The organism is Pseudomonas sp. WS 5051 (assembly GCF_012985715.1).
Classification (GTDB): Bacteria; Pseudomonadota; Gammaproteobacteria; order Pseudomonadales; family Pseudomonadaceae; genus Aquipseudomonas; species Aquipseudomonas bubulae.
Genome location: NZ_JAAQWV010000008.1, coordinates 120471 through 138730, shown reverse-complemented (window position 1 = coordinate 138730; position 18260 = coordinate 120471). Strand labels below are relative to the sequence as shown.

The window sequence follows — 18260 nt, the reverse complement described above, 5'->3', positions numbered from 1 at the left end:
TATGCCTCACTGGTTGCTTTTGGCTGGCGACTGCAACTGGTTCAGGCGGCCAGTCTCAGGGTCTCCCTGAAACACCCCGCGAGAGTTTTCAGCCCGGGCTTTACTGCGCTCAATGATGGCCATGGGCGAGTTCTTCGCGAGTTGCTGGCGCATATCCAGCTCGATCTTGAGGTTGCCAATTTCCTGCTGCAGCGACGAACTCTGCAAATTGACGGCCTGCAGGGCCAGATCATTGGCCGCTACATTGGGTTCGCGGCTGCCAGCCAGTAGCGTGCGTTGCAAAACTAACGCCTTCTCCAGCACATCGGATAAAGCGACTTCCGAGGCCAATCGACGGGCAAGCACATCCTGATCACGTTCATCTTTCAGTGCCGCCACCACGCCCCGCGTGATCGGCAATGAATGGCTACTGGCAGCATTTAGATTGTCCACTGACAACGCTTTGCTGCCTGTCAGCAGCTCTTGCAGGGCCTTTAACTTGATATCGTAGGTTTCCTGGATAAGAGGTGTCAGGCCCACGCCTGCGGCAGTGACCGTTTTTGGACAGTTGTCACAGGTCTGTTGCTGCTGCTCCCCCAATACACGGTTGGCGAAAGTGCTGGCTTCCTGAGGGGAAGACCAAACATTGCACACCAGTCCATTGCCGCAGATGTCCTTGTTGATCGAGGACGAGTCATTGGCTGCGCGTTTGTTCAGCAGGTTGTACCCGGCCCTGGTGACATCCCCCACGATGCGAATCGGCTTTTGCCCGGAGCCTCCTGCGCGATCACCACCGACCCAGGTCACGCCATCATTGCCGCCTTTCTTTTCGACTTGTTCGACTGCAGATACGGCGTCCGTATTGGACTGCAAGGTCTTGCTCATAGCCTGGCCTTCGGCAAGCTTGCCCCAGCCCATTTGGTTGCCTGCGATATCGGCCATCCTGTCGCCGATGGCGCGGCAGGTACTTTTGGAGCGGTCAAAGTCCAGGCGGGCCTGCAGAATGCCATTGGTAATCAAGTTGTAGAGGGCCGGGTTTGCACGTTGAAGGATCAAGGCGGGCAGTGAGGCCACCGCACCAGTGGCGTTCTGCACTACTGAAGTCATGATGTTTTGGAAACCAGCAGTTGCCCCGTTCAACTGATTTTCCAGCGTGTTACTTAGGCTCATGTTTCCGCAGACCAGATTGCTGTTCCAGCCGCCGCCCACTTCGATGCTGTCCATATTCCCGGCACTGCCCATCGTCACCGCGCTGCCGCCGCCGATGCTGTAAAGCACATCGTCACCGATCACACTGCCGGAGGAAGAGGCGCCAATGGGATCAGCGGAAAAAATCGCTGCACTGACCAACGCGCACAACAACCCAAGCCCAGTTGCTGTCAGCTTTAATCTGCTCATTGTTGGAAGTCCGTGCTGCCGAGAAAAGTTTGACCGCGCCGCTGGCAGCACGAATAAGGCCGCCACAGTGCCCAGGCATAGCCACCGTCCTCTGCCTGAATCTGAGCTTCCCTATTGGGAAAAACAGCGCAGGACTGGCTCGTGCGTGGTGTCAGTTCTTGCCATTTACCGGTCTTGGCGTCGCCCTCAACCAGCTCGCCAGCAGGCCAATACCCATCCTTGGCCTTGGCCTGCATGGGTAAGTAAACGTGGATCTGCCCGGAGCGCGTGGTGATATCACCTGCCCGCTGAGCGATCACAGCTCCGGTTTTGTAGTCGTCCGACTGATGCAAAAAACCACTGCGCGGATACACATTGCCCCACAAATCCGCAGTGGCCATGCTGCCGACCTCTCGCCGCCCGGGTATCAATGCTTCGGGGTAAACGGTTTCGGGGATGCCATATCGCCAGGCTATCGGATCAAGCGTGCTGACGAAGTAGGGCACCAGAGGCAGTGTCGCGCCCTGACAGGCATACCCCGAAGCACTGGCAAACTGACTGAATGTGGCACCGCCCGGGTGGCCAATCACATCTGCTTCCTTGAACTTCAGCGCCGCGTTTTCGCCGATATGGTTGGTGGTCGCGTCATTGCCTGCCTGAGACAGTGGGGTAGGCGTACCGAGTACCGACAGCTCGGCCCACGGATTCGCTCCTGTATTGGAATACGCCGACACCACCGCGTCCGGTATGTAGTGGCGAACCTTGGTCGAAGTCCTCACCTTGCAGCCGAAGGCCGTGCACAGCAGCCAGTAGCAGATGCCGACCACCTTGTACTCAAGGCACTGTGGCGAGAGCGAGGAGGCAATAATGCTGGCCGAGTTGATTGATGCGGATGCGCTGAAGGGCAGGCTGCAGATAAGGGCCAGCGAGACGGGGCGCAGCAGGTGGCGGCTCATTGCGGCTGGCTCCTGGCGCGGTTGATCAGCTCCAGGGCCTTGGCCACATCCGGTTCGCCATAGACCACATAACGTCTATCAACGACCACGGCCGGGATCTTCTCGATACCCATGCTCCAGGCATCGGTTAGAGCTTGCTGGGCTTTGGCGAGGTCGGATTGCAAGCGTTTGCCGGAGGGGCTGTTAAGGCGGGCGTGGATGATTGCGGCAGCCTGTTGCGGATCTGGGGGGAGGGCGCGGGATAGTTCGGTTTCGAGGTGGTGTTGTTGGTCCAGCAGAATAACTCGAGCTGTAGACGGCGCTGTTACGGGGTTTGCGGTATCAGTGAAAACCCAAGTATCAGCTTGGGTGAGATTAGCGCTGGAGAGCACGACAAGAGACAGCATCCATAAGAATGATCGGTGGGTGCGGGCGTGACGTGCATACATGGCGCTGTACCTGAAGTGGGCTCAGGTGCAGGAAACAGGAAAGGAATGACGGGTGCAGCAGGAAAACTGTTATTGAGGGGTTATGGTTTTCATGTTTGCCGTGGGCCTTAACCCGGCTTGAGGGAGCGAGTGCCGGCCCGTTCGAAGTATGAAGCCCTTAGTCTTCGATGAAGTAGTCGCTATCAAGCTGTTTTACTTCATAAATCAGCTTCACGTTGCAGCCCAGGTTGTTTTCGACCATCAGGCGGGCCAACTCAGGGCCATCAATCAGCACTACTTTTATATCCAGGCCCAATGCGGCATCGCGGGCACCGCTGGAAAAGTCAGAGGTGGTAATGAATACGCCCTTGCGGGCGCGTTGGCGGGTCAGAGCGCCGATGAACTTGTCGATCTCCGGACGGTGCACGGTATTAGTCCAGCGCTTGGCTTGCAGGTAGATCACGTCCAGGCCGAGCTTGTCTTCCTTGATAATTCCGTCGATGCCGTCATCGTTGGTTTGTTGCGTTGCGCGCCCTGCTTCCTTGCGTGAGCCGCCGTAGCCCATGGCGATCATCAGGTCGACCACCAGTTGCTCGAAAAAGGTCGGCGAGGCGGCCCGCACCTGAGCCAGCAGATCATCGGCCATTGATTGCGTCAGCGCCTGGTGTGCTGCTGCCAACTGCTCATCGGGGGTAGCTTGCTCGACCGGTTCGCTCTGCTGGGTGGGGGTAGTACTGTCGGCAGGATTTGTGGAATGAAACGCGGCGAACTCCGGATATTGCTTGAGCCAACTTACGGTAATGCGTGCCGGACCGTTATTCAGAGCCTCTCGTCCGCGCTCGGTAATTTGCACCATACCCTTTGCCGGAATGCTCAGCAGTCCGGCTTTGTTCAAGTAGGTGCGTGCCCAACCGACGCGGTTGTTAATCACCGTCTGCTTCCCGGAAGGCAGGCGCTCGCTGCGCTCTTCTTCGCTGAGCTGAAACTCATTGGCGATGCGTTCGCGCAAATCGCTCAACGGAATCGGAGTGCCGTCGGCAACGGTAGCCAATATCGGCCGCATAACGCTCTGAAAATCCGGGATGGGCATAAATGACTTCCTGTTCGATCGTCTAGGTTCAGGCCGATGTTTTGCGACTGCGTTTGGCTTTTGGCGCGGCGGCACGCTGGGCCTTGATGCGCTCCAGCAACACGCTGGCTGGTTCGTCGTTGGGGTCTTGCGGCACCAGTTCACCACGGAAGGCTTTGGCCAGGATGCTTTGGGTCAGGTGATCGATACGGTTTTTGGCCGAGGCGACATTTGCTTCCAGGTTATCTGCGAAGGCAAAGAGTTGTTCAACGCGGCGGACGATTTCGTTTTGCTCATCGGTTGGAGGAACTGGAATAAGCAGATTACTTACGTCGCCAACTCTGAGGTGCCTCACACCTGTGCCGACTGCAGTATCTTCAGATCTGGCTCTGAAGGCTGGATCCATTAATACATAGAGCAAGTACTCTGCAGAAATAGCGTCTGCTAATGGGCGAATCAACATCGTTCTTTGTCCTAGGCAAAGACGGGTATCTTTTGGAATAATTGCAGCCTCTCCCATCGGTGCTTCCCTCGTGAAAATGATGTCGCCAGTTTCGGGCGGGCATCTTCGAGACCATTGTAAGTAGGTGGGCTCATCAATAAATTTTAGCTCGGCCCACACAAATTTACCGTTACGTATGTTTGGCGTTCTTACGAGCGGAATACCAGACTCGGAGTAAGGTGCAGTTTTGTTGTGACAGTCAACAATCATTAGGACTGCGTCTTCGAGTTGAGCCGAGATCCAATTTTTTGGTATTTTAGGAATATGTAACAGCTTTATATCAGCTGTTAATCGTTTTAGAACTCGCCGACTTTCGTTGTGGTCTGAGTGTTCTAATGCCCACTGCTGCTTTCTAGTGTGGATGGAAGCTAATAGCTCAGCCCCTGTTTTTTTATCATCCATTTCATTTGATATGGTTTGGGTGCGCCAATCTTTCGTCAATTTTCCGGAAATGGCTGCGGTTAGGATGGATTGGCGGAAGCGTTTGAGCAAGGCGGGGATGGCATCGATGCGAGCTTTGAGGATGTCGACCTGTGTCAGTAGTTCATCGAGTTTTTGCACGATACGAGCTTGTTCAGCGAGTGGTGGGAGCCCTATTAAATGAGCCTTGATAACAGCCTGCGATATATTTGGCTGCGCGCCCCCTTTACCTTTCTCAATGAAAGCATTCTTTTCATTTTGCAGAAGTCGATACAGAAGTTCCTTTCCAATAAGACCTTCTATTGGCGCTCCAACTGCACAGGCTTGATTTGTTGCTGCATCGATACCAAGGATTGCTGTTTTACCAATCGTTGCTCCGTACATAGCTATAGCAACGGAACCAGCAGGGAATAACTTTGCACTAGAGCCTTCGAGTGCTGCTTCTGTAATGTACTCTTCGGCTGTCGTTACAAATCGGCCATTAAGTTCCCCACTTTTTATCCACGGGATTTTTCCGCCATAAAAGCTCGATTCACTGCGAGATGGAGTGCCCCCTGAACCCCAGTTCGCGACCTCACCTAAAGTTGTTTCAGTCCAACCATTTGGCAACTCACTCATTGCCTGCACCCTCAATCACCGCCAATCCCATCACCTCAGCCATCAACCGCCTCTGTGCTTCAACCTCATCCCCGGCCCCCAACGCCTTCATCAACTCTTCGAGCTCATGCAGTGCCTCGATCAGTTCGGCCATAGACTCTCCAGCCAGTACTTCCGGCGAAGGTAGGTCTGCGGCATCTAGGGAAATCCTGAAAAAGACTTCCTGATTTGGCAAAATCCCCGGACACCAATCGCCGAGCTTTTCAATGAAGCAAATGACCTTCGCCGATGCCGAGTACGCCGGTAAGCGCAAGCAGACCCGCAAGGAATTGTTCCTGATCGAGATGGATCGGGTCGTACCCTGGAAGGGTTTGATTGCCCTGATCGAACCTCATTACCCGAAGGGCGAAGGGGGCCGTCCGGCCTATCCTTTGATGGCGATGCTGCGGGTTCATCTCATGCAGAACTGGTTCGGTTACAGCGATCCTGCGATGGAAGAAGCGCTGTACGAGACGACGATCTTGCGCCAGTTTTCCGGTCTGAGCCTGGAGCGGATCCCAGATGAAACTACCATCCTCAACTTCCGTCGCCTGCTGGAAAAGCACGAGTTGGCCGCCGGTATTCTCGGCGTGATCAATGGCTATCTGGGCGACCGTGGCTTGTCGCTGCGACAAGGCACCATCGTCGATGCCACGCTGATTCATGCGCCCAGTTCGACCAAGAACAAGGACGGCAAACGCGACCCTGAGATGCATCAAACCAAGAAAGGTAACCAGTATTACTTCGGTGCCAAAGCTCACATTGGTGTCGACGATGAGTCAGGGCTGGTGCACAGCGTGGTGGTCACTGCGGCCAACGTCGCGGACATAACCCAAGTCGACAAACTGCTACACGGTGCTGAGAACGTGGTCTGCGCCGATGCAGGCTATACCGGTGTCGAGAAGCGCGAAGAGCATGCGGGACGCCACGTCATCTGGCAGATTGCAGCCCGGCGCAGTACCTACAAAAAACACGGTAAACGCAGCGCGCTGTACAAAGCGATGCGCAAGATCGAGAAAGCCAAGGCCCAGGTTCGCGCCAAGGTTGAGCATCCATTTCGAGTGATCAAGCGTCAGTTTGGTTATACGAAAGTGCGTTTCCGAGGCTTGGTGAAAAACACTGCTCAGATGGTGACGCTGTTCGCCCTGTCGAACCTTTGGATGGCGCGTCGATATTTGCTCTCCAGCGCAGGAGAGGTGCGTCCGTAATGAGGGAAATAGCTGCTGCGAGGAGCGTTCAGCGGAAAAAATGGATGGAATAGGCGGCAGACGTGATCGGTTTTGAACGGCTGCCGTTTTTTGAAAGCACCTATGGCTCAGCAGTCGAAAAATAGCGGCCTACTTCAGACCATCCCTAATCCTTTCTTGTGCAGAGCGCTGTCGGGTTGATAGGTCGAATCAATATGTACGCGCACTTTCAAGTTGGTTTTTAATTGGATCCGATAAGGGTGTTTGCCTATCTAATTAGTGCAAAAAAATCCTGCTGTTCGACAATAAACTCCTAACCGCTCCTTCCACCGATGGCTAGCCTTCAATCAGGCGGTGCATTTAGTAATCGCTTTGGGCAAGCCACTCGAGTGAGGTGAACAAAATGAACTTGCAAACCATTAAAACTTCCGTCCAGGCCTTTATTAAGGATGAGAACGGCCTGACCATTGTTGAATACGCCGTGGCCGGTGGCTTGATAACCCTGGGGGCGGTTGCGGCATTCGTCACCCTGGGTGGCAACGTCAAGGACGCCATTACCAGCCTGGGGTGTGCGGTCAAGGGTACTACCTGCTGATGCACGGGCAATGATCACTGGGGCATGGCTCCTTTGCAGTTGCTGGCTGCCGGTTTGCAGCGCCAATGATACCAACCCGTACATAAGTATCGCTGTTGCTGTGAGGTTGTGAAGATTAAATCCTGCTATGAAACCCCCGGCTTAGTCTGTTGCGCTATACGTCCCCTCTAGCCCAGCACCCTGAAGCCGGTTTTTTTGTGCCTGATTAGTTGTAGTACGGATTGCATATAAAGAGTCTGTTAGTGGCAGTTACCTGCTCTTGAATAGGTGGGGTTTAACTGTTTCTGGGTAATTTCAATAAAGTCCTAGCAGTCAGCAAAAATCTCCTAACCCTCAAATAACCCTCTGGCTAAGATCCAATCAAGCAGCGCAAATAGCCCTGCTTCTTGATATCAAACATTGAGTGAGGTGGACGAAATGAGCCTGCAATCAATCAAGACTTCCGTAGTGAAGTTTATCAACGACGAAGATGGCCTGACCATTGTGGAATATGCAGTGGCAGGCGGGCTGATAACACTGGGCGCTGTCGCCGCGTTTATCACCCTGGGCGGCAATGTGAAAACAGCAATCACCAGTCTGGGATGTGCTGTCAAGGGCACTGTCTGCTAACACGATGTCTCCTGTTGAGGGTGCAGCCATGAGCGAGTTACTGATTGCTCCTGTCGTATTGCTTTTAGGGCTGCTGGGAGTTGCGGTGGTGAGCGATCTTCGCAGTCACCGCATTCCCAACCTTCTTGTTTTGCTGGGGCTGGTACTGGGCCTGGTCGGCCAGACCTGGGCCGCAGGCTTTATCGGGTTGGGGCATTCACTGCTGGGCATGCTGATCGGTTTCGGAATTTTCCTGCCCATGTACGCCGTTGGCGGGATGGCCGCCGGGGACGTCAAGTTAATGGCCATGGCCGGCGCATTTTTAACCCCCCATGACGCCCTCTGGGCTGCGTTTTTCAGCCTGATTGCAGGTGGGGTATGCGGGTTATTGATCGTCCTAGTGCAGGGCCAGGCCCTGCAAACCCTGGGCCGCTACTGGTTGATGCTCAGGGCACGCGCCTACTTCCCCCCCCACGCTGCTGAAGTGGCCGGCAAACCTTTCCCTTATTCGGTCGCCGTTTTGCTCGGCACCTTGGCCAGCGTCTTTTGGCTGACCTTGGGCCACTAGTTCAGGAGAACACCATGTACGCCATCAGCAGCAACCGTGTTTCTCTCGATGAGCGCGAAGCGGTACAACTACTGGCTCCACAACCACGGACCATCCTTGAAACCGGATTGGCAGACAATTTTCTCGGTGATCTGGTGTGCAAGCATTTATACGATGCGGGTGTGCTGGACATGGTGCAGCTGGTGGCGCGACTGGCGCTTACCGGTGCGGTGATGGAAGAAATCCTCACGTTCCTGCGCAAGGACCGTCGCGTCGAAGTACTGGGCCAGGCAGGGGGGCAGGCCATGCGCTACGGCTTGACCGAGCGCGGCCGCAACAGTGCCCGCGATGCCCTGGCCCGCAGTGGCTACATAGGTGCAGCGCCTTACCCGGTGAGTGCCTACCGCTCGCTGCTGAAGTTGCAGACCATTCACCACGGGCGTATCAGCGCCCATGACATGCACCACTGTTTCGGTTCGATGGTGCTGGCGCAAAGCATGCTCGATCAACTGGGTGTTGCCTTGAATTCCGGGCGCGCCATCATGATTTACGGGCCTGCTGGTACCGGCAAGACCTATGTCAGCAGTCGGCTGATCCGCTTGTTTGCCGAAGCGATCTGGGTGCCCCATGCCATCGCCATCAATGAATCGGTGATCGAGATCTTTGACCCTCAGGTACACAAGCGCCTGGGCGATGACGAACATCAAAACGGCTTGATGCTCAACGAGGGCATAGACCGCCGCTTGCTGTGCTGCGAACGGCCGATCGTGATCACCGGTGGTGAGTTGACGATGGAACAACTGGATGTTCGTTATGACCCTTATGCCCGTCAGTACCAGGCACCGTTGCAACTCAAGGCCAGTAACGGCCTGCTGATCATCGACGATCTGGGGCGTCAGCGCATGACCCCGGGCGAGTTGTTGAACCGCTGGATTGTGCCCATGGAAGAGAGGCGAGACTTCCTCAACCTGGGGGGCGGGCGCCACTGCGAACTGCCGTTTGACCTGATCCTGGTGTTCTCCACCAACCTCAATCCGCTGGAGCTGGCTGACGAAGCATTTTTGCGGCGCATTGGCTACAAGCTGCAATTTGGCTACCTCAAGCCTGGCGAATACGAACGCATCTGGATTCAAGAGACGCAGCGCCTGGGTATCCCCTATGACCCGCTGTTGCTCAGTTTCGTGCTGCACGACCTGTATGGCGCCGAAAACATGCCCCTGGTGCCATGCCATCCCCGGGATCTGTTGAATATGGCGTGCGATCGCCAGCGTTATCTGGAGGGGGCGGGGCCACTGACTACTCAGGAGCTTGAGTGGGCGTGGCGCAACTATTTCGTCCAACTCGATTTTCTTGGGTAAGGAGTTACCGTCATGAACTCGCGCACGCTGACTTTGATTGTCCTGTCCGTGATCCTCGGGCTGGGGGCTACATGGATGGCCAATAACTGGCTCACGGCACGGCTGAACACCAGCCCTGACGATAACCAGCAAAACGTGGTGATTGCCACGGTGGAAATCGCTTTCGGGCAGATGATCGAGCCCCAGCAGGTGACTGTGGTGCGCATGCCCAGGGATGCAGCCCCCGAGGACGCCTTCGACACCCCTGAAAAAGTGGTCGGCAAGATCGCCACCTTCTCCCTGCTGCGCGGCGACATTCTGCGGGGGGCACGGTTGGCCGAGCATATGGGTGGCAGCACCCTGGCTTCGCTGATCGAACCCAGCAAACGGGCCATCTCGGTGCGGGTGGATGACGTGGTTGGCGTCGGCGGCTTCCTGCTGCCGGGTAATCGGGTCGACGTGCTGGCAACCCGGCAGGTTGGTAGCGAAGGTAATGCCGAGTCCAAGACCATTCTCCAGGACCTGCGGGTACTGGCTGTTGACCAGACCGCCAGCACTGACAAGACCCAACCGGTGGTGGTGCGTGCGGTAACCCTGGAGATGACCCCCGCCCAGGCCGAAGTGCTGGTCAAGGGCATGAGCGCTGGCAAGGTGCAACTGGCCTTGCGCAACCCCCTGGATAACAACAAGACACCCATTGCGGCTGAACCCGTTGCCATGGCGGCGCCGGTACTGCCGACCGTGATGGCCAAGCCGGTGGCTCGCCGTCGTGCACCGGCCAATGACGGTGGCGTGATTGTCATCCGCGGTGTCGCGGCCACGGTAGAAAAGGCGATGTAGAGGGCCGGGCAGCGGCAGCGTAACACTATCAAGGTGAACCATCATGAACGCGCGTATCCAACAGCCCCACACCGCGTTTCCCCGGCAACAGCGCGGCGCTATGCTGGTCCTGGTGGTCATTGCCATGGCTTCGCTCTTGTTGATGGGCGCCCTGGCCCTGGACGGCAGCCATATGCTGCTGAACAAGACCCGGTTGCAAAACGCCGTGGATGCGGCGGCGTTGAGCGGGGCCAAGACGCTCAGCATGGTGGTGGGGGCGACCGGCTCGGCCAGCCTGACGCAAACAGCGGCCCTCAATACCCTGAGCCTCAATGCCAATGCGACGGGCAACGAGGAATTGGGCAGGGCCATCACGGCCAACCCGTCAGGCTTTGCCTCGGTAGAACTGGCCACCAGTGTCTACGGGCCGTTTTCTTTCCCGGGGCCGACCAATGCGACCTTTGTTCGGGTCACGGTGAACAACTATCCCCTGAGCAGTTTTTTCTGGGGCGTATTCCAGGCGCTGGACAACGGTAACGCCACCGGCAAGGCCGTCGCGGCGGTGGCCACTGCCGGGCCCAGCCCGAGCAGCGGCCCCTGTGATCTGACGCCGCTGCTGGTGTGCGGCAACCCTGCGCAGAACAATCCGGCTGCGGGGATGTTCTGGGGTTTCACGTTCGGTGATCTGCAGGTACTGAAAACTGCCGCCAACAACAATTCGCCCATCGGTCCGGGCAATTTTCAGCTGCTGGATTTCGGTTCGGGCGGCAAGACGGTCAGGGAAGCGCTGGCGGGGGGGATCGACCAGTGCAATATCGTCGGTGCAACTGCCCAGACCAAGCCGGGCAACACCGTGGGCCCGGCTTCCCAGGGCCTCAATACGCGCTTTAACGAATACAAGGGTGGCCTCAGTGCTTCTGACTATCCGCCGGACCTGGTGGTTACCGTCAATCCCAAGTCATTTACCTACGCCGGCTCGCCTGCGCCGATTCTGTATGACGGCAATACGGTCACGTCCAGCAGCGGCAACCTGTCCACCAGCAGCGGAGCCCTGTACGACTACAACAACTGGAAACAGGACGAGGCAGCTTGTGTGGGCGGTGGCGCCGGTTGCCAGGGCAATGGTGTATTTGAACGACGGATCCTGAAAATCGTGATCGGCGATTGCTCGGGCAAGAACGACGGAGCCTCGGCGATTCCGGTGCTGGGCTTTGGCTGCTATTTCGTGATGCAGCCAGCCGCTCTGAAGGGTAATGAAGCGCAAATCTTCGGCCAGTTCGTCAGCGTGTGCGAAGGCGACAACGTACCGGGTCCAAACCCTGCGGCCAACGCCGGGCCACAGGTGATCCAGCTGTACAAAACCTATATCGACAACAACCAGACGCCGAGCACCGACTCCTAGGAGGTCTCATGAGACGCTGTGGATTCAGGTCGTCCCGCGCCCAGCGGGGCCTGGCGATGGTCGAACTGGCGCTGACCCTGCCGCTGCTGGTGTTGCTGATGCTGGCCTTCGCCGAGTTCGGCCGCATGCTGTTCCAGTACAACAGCCTGCAGCAGGCCAGCCGTGATGCCGGGCGTTATGTGGCCAGCCAGGCGTGGAACGCCACCCTGGGCACGCTGGACCTGAACGCGGCGCTGGTCACCAAGACCAAAAACGTTGCCGTTTACGGCCTGCCGGCCAACCCCAATGGATACCCGGCGGCGGCACCGGGCCTGACCACCGGTGATGTCACGGTGAGTGCGGTGGGCACCAACCATGTACGGGTCAGCATTGCCTACACCTTTGTCCCGGCGCTCGGCAGCGCCATTCCTGCGCTGTATGGCAGCAGCGTGCCACTGGGCCTGCTGTTGACTTCAACGGTCGTAATGAGGGCCTTGTGATGAACCGAAAACGCATGGGTGGCGTGTATATCGTCGAGTTCGCCATCACCGCTCTGGTGCTCTTCACCCTGCTGTTTGGCGCACTGGAAATGGGCCGGCTGTACTTCACCGTCAATGTGCTGAGCGAGTCGGTGCGTCGCGGCGCGCGGCTGGCAGCGGTGTGCAATATCCAGGACCCGGTCATCCTGCGTCGTGCCATGTTCAACACGGCGGGCAATGCCGGGCCAAGCAGCCTGATCGCCAGCCTGACCAGTGCCAATCTGAACCTGATCTATCTGGACGCCAACGGTGCAGTGGTCAGCAGCCCCAATGATCTGGTGGGGGCCGGCGGTTTTGCCGCCATTCGTTATGTGCAACTGCAGGTGACCAACTTCAGTTTCAATCTGTTGATCCCCGGTTTCAGGGGGGTCTTCATTCTGCCCACGTTCAGGTCGACCGTGCCTCGTGAGAGTCTTGGACGCCAGCCTGATCCGGCGGTTACACCGGGGATTACGCCATGTTAAGTGTCCGAGAAGTGACGGCGGCTACGTCATCAGACCGCCAGGGAATGCGCCTGTTGATCAGCGGTCGTGATGCCGCGGCCTTGAATCATCTCAAGGCCTTGAGCCAGGGCATAGCCCACTTGCAGGTGAGTACGCGGCTGGTGAGCAATGGCCACACTGACCCGCTCTACGGCCTGGAACAGCAGCCTGATTTTCTGCTGTTGCGCGTCAGTCATTTATGGCGCGAGGAACTGGCGGCATTGTTGCAGCATCCGCTCAAGGAGCGTCCGCCACTGCTGGTGTGCGGGTCGCTGGATGAGCATGAAGGCATGCGCATGGCCATGCAGGCCGGGGCCCGTGACTTTTTGCCGGAGCCGGTGTCGGCCGAGGACTTGCAGTCGGCGCTGGAGCGCATGCAGCTGGAGCAGCACAGCGAGTATGGGAGCAAGGGCAAGCTGGTGTCGGTGATGAATGCCAAGGGCGGCTCAGGTGCCTCGATGCTGGCTTGCAATCTGGCTCATCAATTAAGTGTGCAGGGCGGCAGAACCCTGCTGCTGGATCTGGACCTGCAATTCGGCAGCCTGGCTCACAGTCTGGATGTGTTGCCCACCCACAGCCATACCGATGTGCTGCAACAGATCGATACCCTGGACAGCGTGGCGTTGCGTGGTTTCTGCAGTCATTTCAGCCCCAGTCTGCATGTGCTGGGCGGCCGCACCGATGAGCTGTGCCTGTCCCAGGAAATTCGCCTGGAGCAACTGGACAGTTTGCTGAAACTGGCGCGCAGCACCTATGACTGGGTCGTGGTGGATTTGCCGCGGCATATTGATCACCTCACCGGCATCACCCTGGAACAGTCGGACCGGGTCTATATCGTGCTGCAACAAAGCTTGAGCCATCTGCAGGACGCCAACCGCCTGGTGCGCATTCTGCGCGACGACCTGGGCGTGCAGGGCAATCGTCTGCATGTGGTGCTTAACCGCTTTGACAAGGCGTCGCCCTTTAAACCCAAGGACATCAGCGAAGCCTTGCGCTGCGCGGAACTGCAAAAGTTGCCCAATGACTATGCAGTGGTCAGTGAAAGCCAGAATACCGGGGTGCCCCTGGAGCTGCATGCTCCCCGTGCCAGCATCACCTTGAGCCTGCGTGAGCTGAGCCAGAGCCTGATCGGCATCGAGGCCACTGAAGCAGGTTTGCTCAAACGTACTTTCAGCCGTCTGTTCGGAGGATAAGCCATGCTCAGCGACTTTCGTAATCGTCTGCGTCAGCAAGCCGGCAAGCTGGCCTCCGCAGAAGTGGTGGCACTGCCTGTCGAGGGCGCCGATTGCACCAGTGTATTGATGGCCTGGGAAGCCAGCGTGCCGGATGTGGTGTATGAAACCCGCACCAAGCTCAGCTCCATGGAAGCCGAGTGGCGGGAGAAGATTTACCAGCAGTTGCTCAAGGTCATGGACCTGTCCTTGCTCGACACCCTGGAGCTGGCCGATGCAGGGCGCCAGATTCGCGAGATCAGTCAGCGCCTGCTGGATGAGTACTCGGCACCGGTCAGTGCCAGCAGCCGTCAGTTGATCATCAAGCAGATTACCGACGAGGTGCTGGGCCTCGGGCCGCTGGAGCCGCTGCTGGGTGACAGCAGCGTATCGGACATTCTGGTCAATGGTTTTGACTCGGTGTACGTCGAGCGCTTCGGCAAATTGCAGAGAACCGATGTGCGTTTTCGCGACGATCATCATCTGCTCAATATCATCGACCGTATTGTCTCCAGCCTCGGGCGGCGTATCGATGAGTCCTCGCCCCTGGTGGATGCACGGCTCAAGGACGGCTCGCGGGTCAACGCGATCATCCCGCCGCTGGCCATCGACGGGCCGAGCATGTCGATCCGCCGCTTCGCTGTAGACCTGCTCAATACCCAGAGCCTGGTGCAGATGGGCACCCTGACCCCGGCCATTGCCCTGATGCTCAAGGCCATCGTGCGCGGGCGGCTCAATGTGCTGATCTCCGGCGGCACCGGCAGCGGCAAGACCACCATGCTCAATGTGCTCTCCAGCTTTATCCCGCACAACGAGCGCATCGTCACCATTGAAGACTCCGCCGAGCTGCAATTGCAGCAGCCCCATGTGGTGCGCCTGGAAACCCGGCCCTCGAATATCGAGGGGCGTGGCGAGGTGGGTCAGCGTGAACTGGTGCGCAACAGCCTGCGCATGCGCCCTGACCGGATCGTGATCGGTGAGGTGCGTGGTGCCGAGGCGCTGGATATGTTGACGGCCATGAACACCGGCCACGACGGGTCGCTGACCACTATTCACGCCAACACGGCCCGCGACGCGCTGGGGCGGATCGAAAACATGGTGTCGATGAGCGGCGCCACCTTTCCGATCAAGGCCATGCGTCAGCAGATTGCCTCGGCCATCGGCGTGGTCATCCAGCTGGAGCGTCAGGAGGATGGTACCCGGCGCCTGGTCAGCGTGCAGGAAATCAATGGCATGGAAGGCGACATCATTACCATGACCGAGATCTTCGCCTTTGTACGCAGCGGCATGGGCGAGAAAGGGGAAGTGCTGGGCGAGTTCCGCTCAACCGGCATGGTGCCGGCATTTCGTGATGTGCTGGCCAAACGGGGTATTGAGCTGCCGCTCAGCCTGTTCCGGCCGGAATGGATGGAGGGGCAGTCATGAATCAGGTTCCTGGCGAGTTTATCCTGGCGTTCCTGGGCATGGTGTTCACTGCCATGTTCCTGCTCAGTCAGGGTTTGACCATTCCGGTGTTCGGTGAGGCCAACCAGGTGCGCAAGCGCATTCGCGGGCGCCTTAACCTGTTGGAGCGGGCGAGTAACCTGCCCAATATGCAGTCGATCCTGCGCCAGAAATACCTGCGGCGTCTGCCACCCCTTGAGGCCCGCCTCGAGCAGTTGCCGATGATGGAAACCCTGGCGCAGATGATCGAGCAGGCCGGCCATGAATACAGGGCCTACCGCGTGTTGCTGCTGGGGCTGGTACTGGCCACGGCAGTGGGGCTGGTGTTGTGGTCGTTGTTGCAGCTGTGGTGGGTGGCGTTGCCGGCGGCGTTTGTCTGCTTCTGGCTACCCATCTGGAAGATTTCCCACGATCGCATCAAGCGTTTTGCCCAGTTTGAAGAGGGTTTGCCCGATGCGCTGGATGCCATGTGCCGGGCTTTGCGCGCCGGGCATCCGTTTAACGAAACCCTGCAACTGGTTGCCGAAGAGCATCACGGGCCGGTGGCTTACGAGTTCGGCCTGGCCTTTGCCGATATCAACTATGGCAATGATGTGCGCCGGGCCATGCTCGGCCTGCTGGAACGGGTGCCCAGCATGACGGTGATGATGCTGGTGACCACGGTGCTGATCCACCGCGAAACCGGCGGCAACCTGACCGAGGTGTTGACCCGCTTGAGCAGCCTGATCCGCGGGCGCTTTCGCTTCCATCGCAAGGTCAAGACGCTCTCGGCTGAAGGGCGGATGTCCGGCTGGATTCTGGTGTCGATGCCCTTTGTGCTGGCGTTGGCCATCCTGATTTCCAGCCCGACTTATATGCCCCTGCTGTTCAAGGAGCCCATGGGCCAGAAGCTGATCATGGGGGCTTTTGTGGCCATGATCATCGGGATTTTCTGGATTCGCAAAATCATCCGGATTCAGGTTTGAACACGGCTCGCCCTGGAGGGTGACATGAACTATTTACTGGAACTGATCAATCGGATGGTGGGTGACGAGCAACTGACCCGAATGCTGTTTGCCGCAGTGATCGGCCTGAGTGTGGTGTTGGTGGTGGTCACCCTGGCGGTGCTGGTCAAGGGCCTGCAAAGCCCGGTACAGCGGCGCTTGATGTTGATCAAGCGCGGGCATGGTGTCGACCACCGGGCGCCGCCGAGCAATCTGCAAATGATGCTGGAGCAGGTCGGGCAGCGTTTCAGCTCCGGTGAGACCCGGGGGGCATCGGCCACCCGGACCCTGCTGATCCATGCCGGTTATCGCTCGCCGTCTGCGGTGCAGGTGTACTGGGCGATTCGTCTGCTGCTGCCACTGCTGCTGATGGGTATTGCGCTTCTGGCATTGCCGTTTATTCCCAACATGTCGCTGCTGCTGGGGGGCGGCATCCTGGCAGTAGCGCTCGGGGTGGGCTGGCTGATACCGGCGATCTATGTCAGCTCACGCAAGGAGTCGCGCATGTCGCGGTTGCTCATTGCCTTCCCGGATGCCCTCGACCTGATGGTGGTGTGTGTGGAATCGGGCCTGGCCTTGCCCCAGGCTATTGAACGGGTGGCCGAGGAAATGGCCGTCAGCCAGCCTGACCTGGCCATGGAGCTGGCGCTGGTCAACGCCGAGGTGCGTGCCGGGGTGCCCAGTACTGAGGCGCTCAAGCACCTGGCCGAGCGTACCGGGCTGGAAGATATTCGCGGGCTGGTGAGCTTGCTGGCACAAAGCATTCGCTTTGGTACCAGTGTGGGTACGACCCTGCGGATTTATGCTGAAGAGTTTCGCGATCGGCGCACCCAGCTGGCTGAAGAAAAGGCCGCCAAAGTCGGTACCAAGCTGGTGTTTCCACTGATCTTCTGCCTGTGGCCGAGCTTTTTCCTGGTGGCCATCGGGCCTGCGATCATCAGTGTGTTCAAGGTGTTCGGCAAGATTTGAGTGCACAGGACGAATGCGTGTTGCTGTGGTCTATGCTCTTGTTCCCACCGGTTTGCCGGTGTCCGCACAAACAGGAGGTTGACCATGAGCAAGAAGATTTTGGTGGTACTGACCAGCGTCGAGAAATACCCGAACCTTGATCGCGCCACAGGCTTATGGCTGGGCGAGGCCGTGCATTTTGTGCACAAGGTCGAGGCCGCAGGCTATGCCGTCGACTACGTCAGCCCGCAAGGTGGGTACACGCCGATCGACCCCCACAGCCTGGCCGCCGACATGGCGTCGCCGATTGACTGGCAGTGGTATCACGACAAGGCCTTCATGAACCGGCTGGGCGCGACGCTCAAGCCCGATCAGGTCAACCCGGATGACTACATCGCCATTTATTACGCGGGCGGCCATGGCGTTATCTGGGATTTTCCTGACAACGAGAAACTGCAAGCGCTCAGCCGTCATATCTATGAGCACGGCGGGGTGGTTTCGTCGGTGTGTCATGGCGCTGTGGGTTTACTGAATATCAAGCTGAGTAATGGTGAGCTGCTGGTCAAGGGCAAGAAAGTCACTGGTTTTTCCAATGAAGAGGAAGACCTGGCCGGATTAAGCCAGCATGTGCCGTACCTGACCGAAACCGAGCTGGTGAAGCGCGGTGCCTTGTATCAAAAGGCCGGTACCCCATGGGCACCGTTTGCCATCGCAGACGGACGGCTGATTACCGGGCAAAACCCGGCATCGGGCGGGCCGGTGGCCGAGCTGGTACTGGCGGCGATTCAGTAAAATCCCCGTTCTAAAGCCGATGCAGGCCCCTCAGCCTGCATCTACCTGCCTGATACCCACAT

The 18260-nt window shown here is 57.9% G+C and carries 20 protein-coding genes; 14 read left to right on the top strand and 6 right to left on the bottom strand.

Features of this window, described 5'->3' with window-relative positions; translation table 11 throughout:
* Positions 1–6: 6 nt before the first annotated feature.
* From HBN79_RS15140 to HBN79_RS15115, 6 genes are all read right to left on the bottom strand, one after another.
* Positions 7–1377, bottom strand: a complete 1371-nt coding sequence (locus HBN79_RS15140; protein WP_169916854.1) for an integrating conjugative element protein — start codon at positions 1375–1377, stop codon at positions 7–9.
* The gene (locus tag HBN79_RS15135; protein WP_153399427.1) at positions 1374–2312 is read right to left on the bottom strand and encodes a TIGR03756 family integrating conjugative element protein; all 939 of its coding nucleotides are present in this window, start codon (positions 2310–2312) and stop codon (positions 1374–1376) included. The genes HBN79_RS15140 and HBN79_RS15135 overlap by 4 nt, the downstream gene beginning before the upstream one ends.
* Positions 2309–2698: a TIGR03757 family integrating conjugative element protein gene (locus HBN79_RS15130; protein ID WP_153399476.1), complete on the bottom strand. Its 390-nt coding sequence runs from the start codon at positions 2696–2698 to the stop codon at positions 2309–2311. The genes HBN79_RS15135 and HBN79_RS15130 overlap by 4 nt, the downstream gene beginning before the upstream one ends.
* A gap of 199 nt (positions 2699–2897) precedes the next feature.
* On the bottom strand, positions 2898–3809 hold the full coding sequence (locus HBN79_RS15125) for a restriction endonuclease (RefSeq protein WP_153399425.1): 912 nt from the start codon (positions 3807–3809) through the stop codon (positions 2898–2900).
* 28 nt (positions 3810–3837) lie between these two features.
* The gene (locus tag HBN79_RS15120; RefSeq protein WP_153399423.1) at positions 3838–5328 is read right to left on the bottom strand and encodes a restriction endonuclease subunit S; all 1491 of its coding nucleotides are present in this window, start codon (positions 5326–5328) and stop codon (positions 3838–3840) included.
* Positions 5321–5461 carry a hypothetical protein gene (locus tag HBN79_RS15115; protein ID WP_262372539.1) on the bottom strand — a complete coding sequence of 47 codons (141 nt, stop codon included), beginning with the start codon at positions 5459–5461 and terminating at the stop codon, positions 5321–5323. The genes HBN79_RS15120 and HBN79_RS15115 overlap by 8 nt, the downstream gene beginning before the upstream one ends.
* 112 nt (positions 5462–5573) lie before the next feature.
* Here HBN79_RS15115 and HBN79_RS15110 point away from each other — a divergent pair, with 112 nt between their 5' ends.
* The 14 genes from HBN79_RS15110 to HBN79_RS15045 all read left to right on the top strand — a co-directional run bounded on the left by HBN79_RS15110 (position 5574) and on the right by HBN79_RS15045 (position 18198).
* Entirely contained in the window at positions 5574–6554 is a 981-nt protein-coding gene (locus HBN79_RS15110) for an IS5 family transposase (protein WP_047273613.1), read from the top strand.
* Between the two features lie 382 nt (positions 6555–6936).
* A complete protein-coding gene (locus HBN79_RS15105; RefSeq protein WP_095001743.1) occupies positions 6937–7128 on the top strand; it encodes a Flp family type IVb pilin in 192 nt (63 codons plus the stop codon).
* A gap of 417 nt (positions 7129–7545) precedes the next feature.
* The gene (locus HBN79_RS15100) at positions 7546–7737 is read left to right on the top strand and encodes a type IVb pilin, Flp family (RefSeq protein ID WP_016782274.1); all 192 of its coding nucleotides are present in this window, start codon (positions 7546–7548) and stop codon (positions 7735–7737) included.
* Positions 7738–7765: 28 nt separating this feature from the next.
* A complete protein-coding gene (locus tag HBN79_RS15095; protein WP_095001742.1) occupies positions 7766–8284 on the top strand; it encodes a prepilin peptidase in 519 nt (172 codons plus the stop codon).
* Between the two features lie 14 nt (positions 8285–8298).
* The gene (locus tag HBN79_RS15090) at positions 8299–9621 is read left to right on the top strand and encodes an AAA family ATPase (RefSeq protein WP_095001741.1); all 1323 of its coding nucleotides are present in this window, start codon (positions 8299–8301) and stop codon (positions 9619–9621) included.
* 12 nt (positions 9622–9633) lie between these two features.
* Positions 9634–10440, top strand: coding sequence for a Flp pilus assembly protein CpaB (gene cpaB / locus HBN79_RS15085; protein ID WP_095001740.1), 807 nt, complete (start codon positions 9634–9636; stop codon positions 10438–10440).
* A gap of 40 nt (positions 10441–10480) precedes the next feature.
* Positions 10481–11821, top strand: coding sequence for a TadE/TadG family type IV pilus assembly protein (locus tag HBN79_RS15080; RefSeq protein ID WP_346010143.1), 1341 nt, complete (start codon positions 10481–10483; stop codon positions 11819–11821).
* Positions 11822–11829: 8 nt separating this feature from the next.
* Entirely contained in the window at positions 11830–12300 is a 471-nt protein-coding gene (locus HBN79_RS15075) for a TadE/TadG family type IV pilus assembly protein (protein ID WP_095001738.1), read from the top strand.
* Complete coding sequence (locus HBN79_RS15070; protein WP_095001737.1) at positions 12300–12803, top strand: TadE family protein; 504 nt, start codon at positions 12300–12302, stop codon at positions 12801–12803. The genes HBN79_RS15075 and HBN79_RS15070 overlap by 1 nt, the downstream gene beginning before the upstream one ends.
* Positions 12797–14014, top strand: coding sequence for an AAA family ATPase (locus HBN79_RS15065; RefSeq protein ID WP_095001736.1), 1218 nt, complete (start codon positions 12797–12799; stop codon positions 14012–14014). Before HBN79_RS15070 ends, HBN79_RS15065 begins: the two co-directional genes overlap by 7 nt.
* Before the next feature lie 3 nt (positions 14015–14017).
* On the top strand, positions 14018–15457 hold the full coding sequence (locus HBN79_RS15060; protein ID WP_095001735.1) for a CpaF family protein: 1440 nt from the start codon (positions 14018–14020) through the stop codon (positions 15455–15457).
* The gene (locus HBN79_RS15055; RefSeq protein ID WP_095001734.1) at positions 15454–16440 is read left to right on the top strand and encodes a type II secretion system F family protein; all 987 of its coding nucleotides are present in this window, start codon (positions 15454–15456) and stop codon (positions 16438–16440) included. The genes HBN79_RS15060 and HBN79_RS15055 overlap by 4 nt, the downstream gene beginning before the upstream one ends.
* Before the next feature lie 24 nt (positions 16441–16464).
* Positions 16465–17427 (top strand): type II secretion system F family protein, encoded by a 963-nt coding sequence (locus HBN79_RS15050; RefSeq protein WP_153399190.1) that lies wholly within the window; start codon positions 16465–16467, stop codon positions 17425–17427.
* An 84-nt stretch (positions 17428–17511) separates the two neighbouring features.
* A complete protein-coding gene (locus HBN79_RS15045) occupies positions 17512–18198 on the top strand; it encodes a type 1 glutamine amidotransferase domain-containing protein (RefSeq protein ID WP_095032087.1) in 687 nt (228 codons plus the stop codon).
* Positions 18199–18260: the final 62 nt, after the last annotated feature.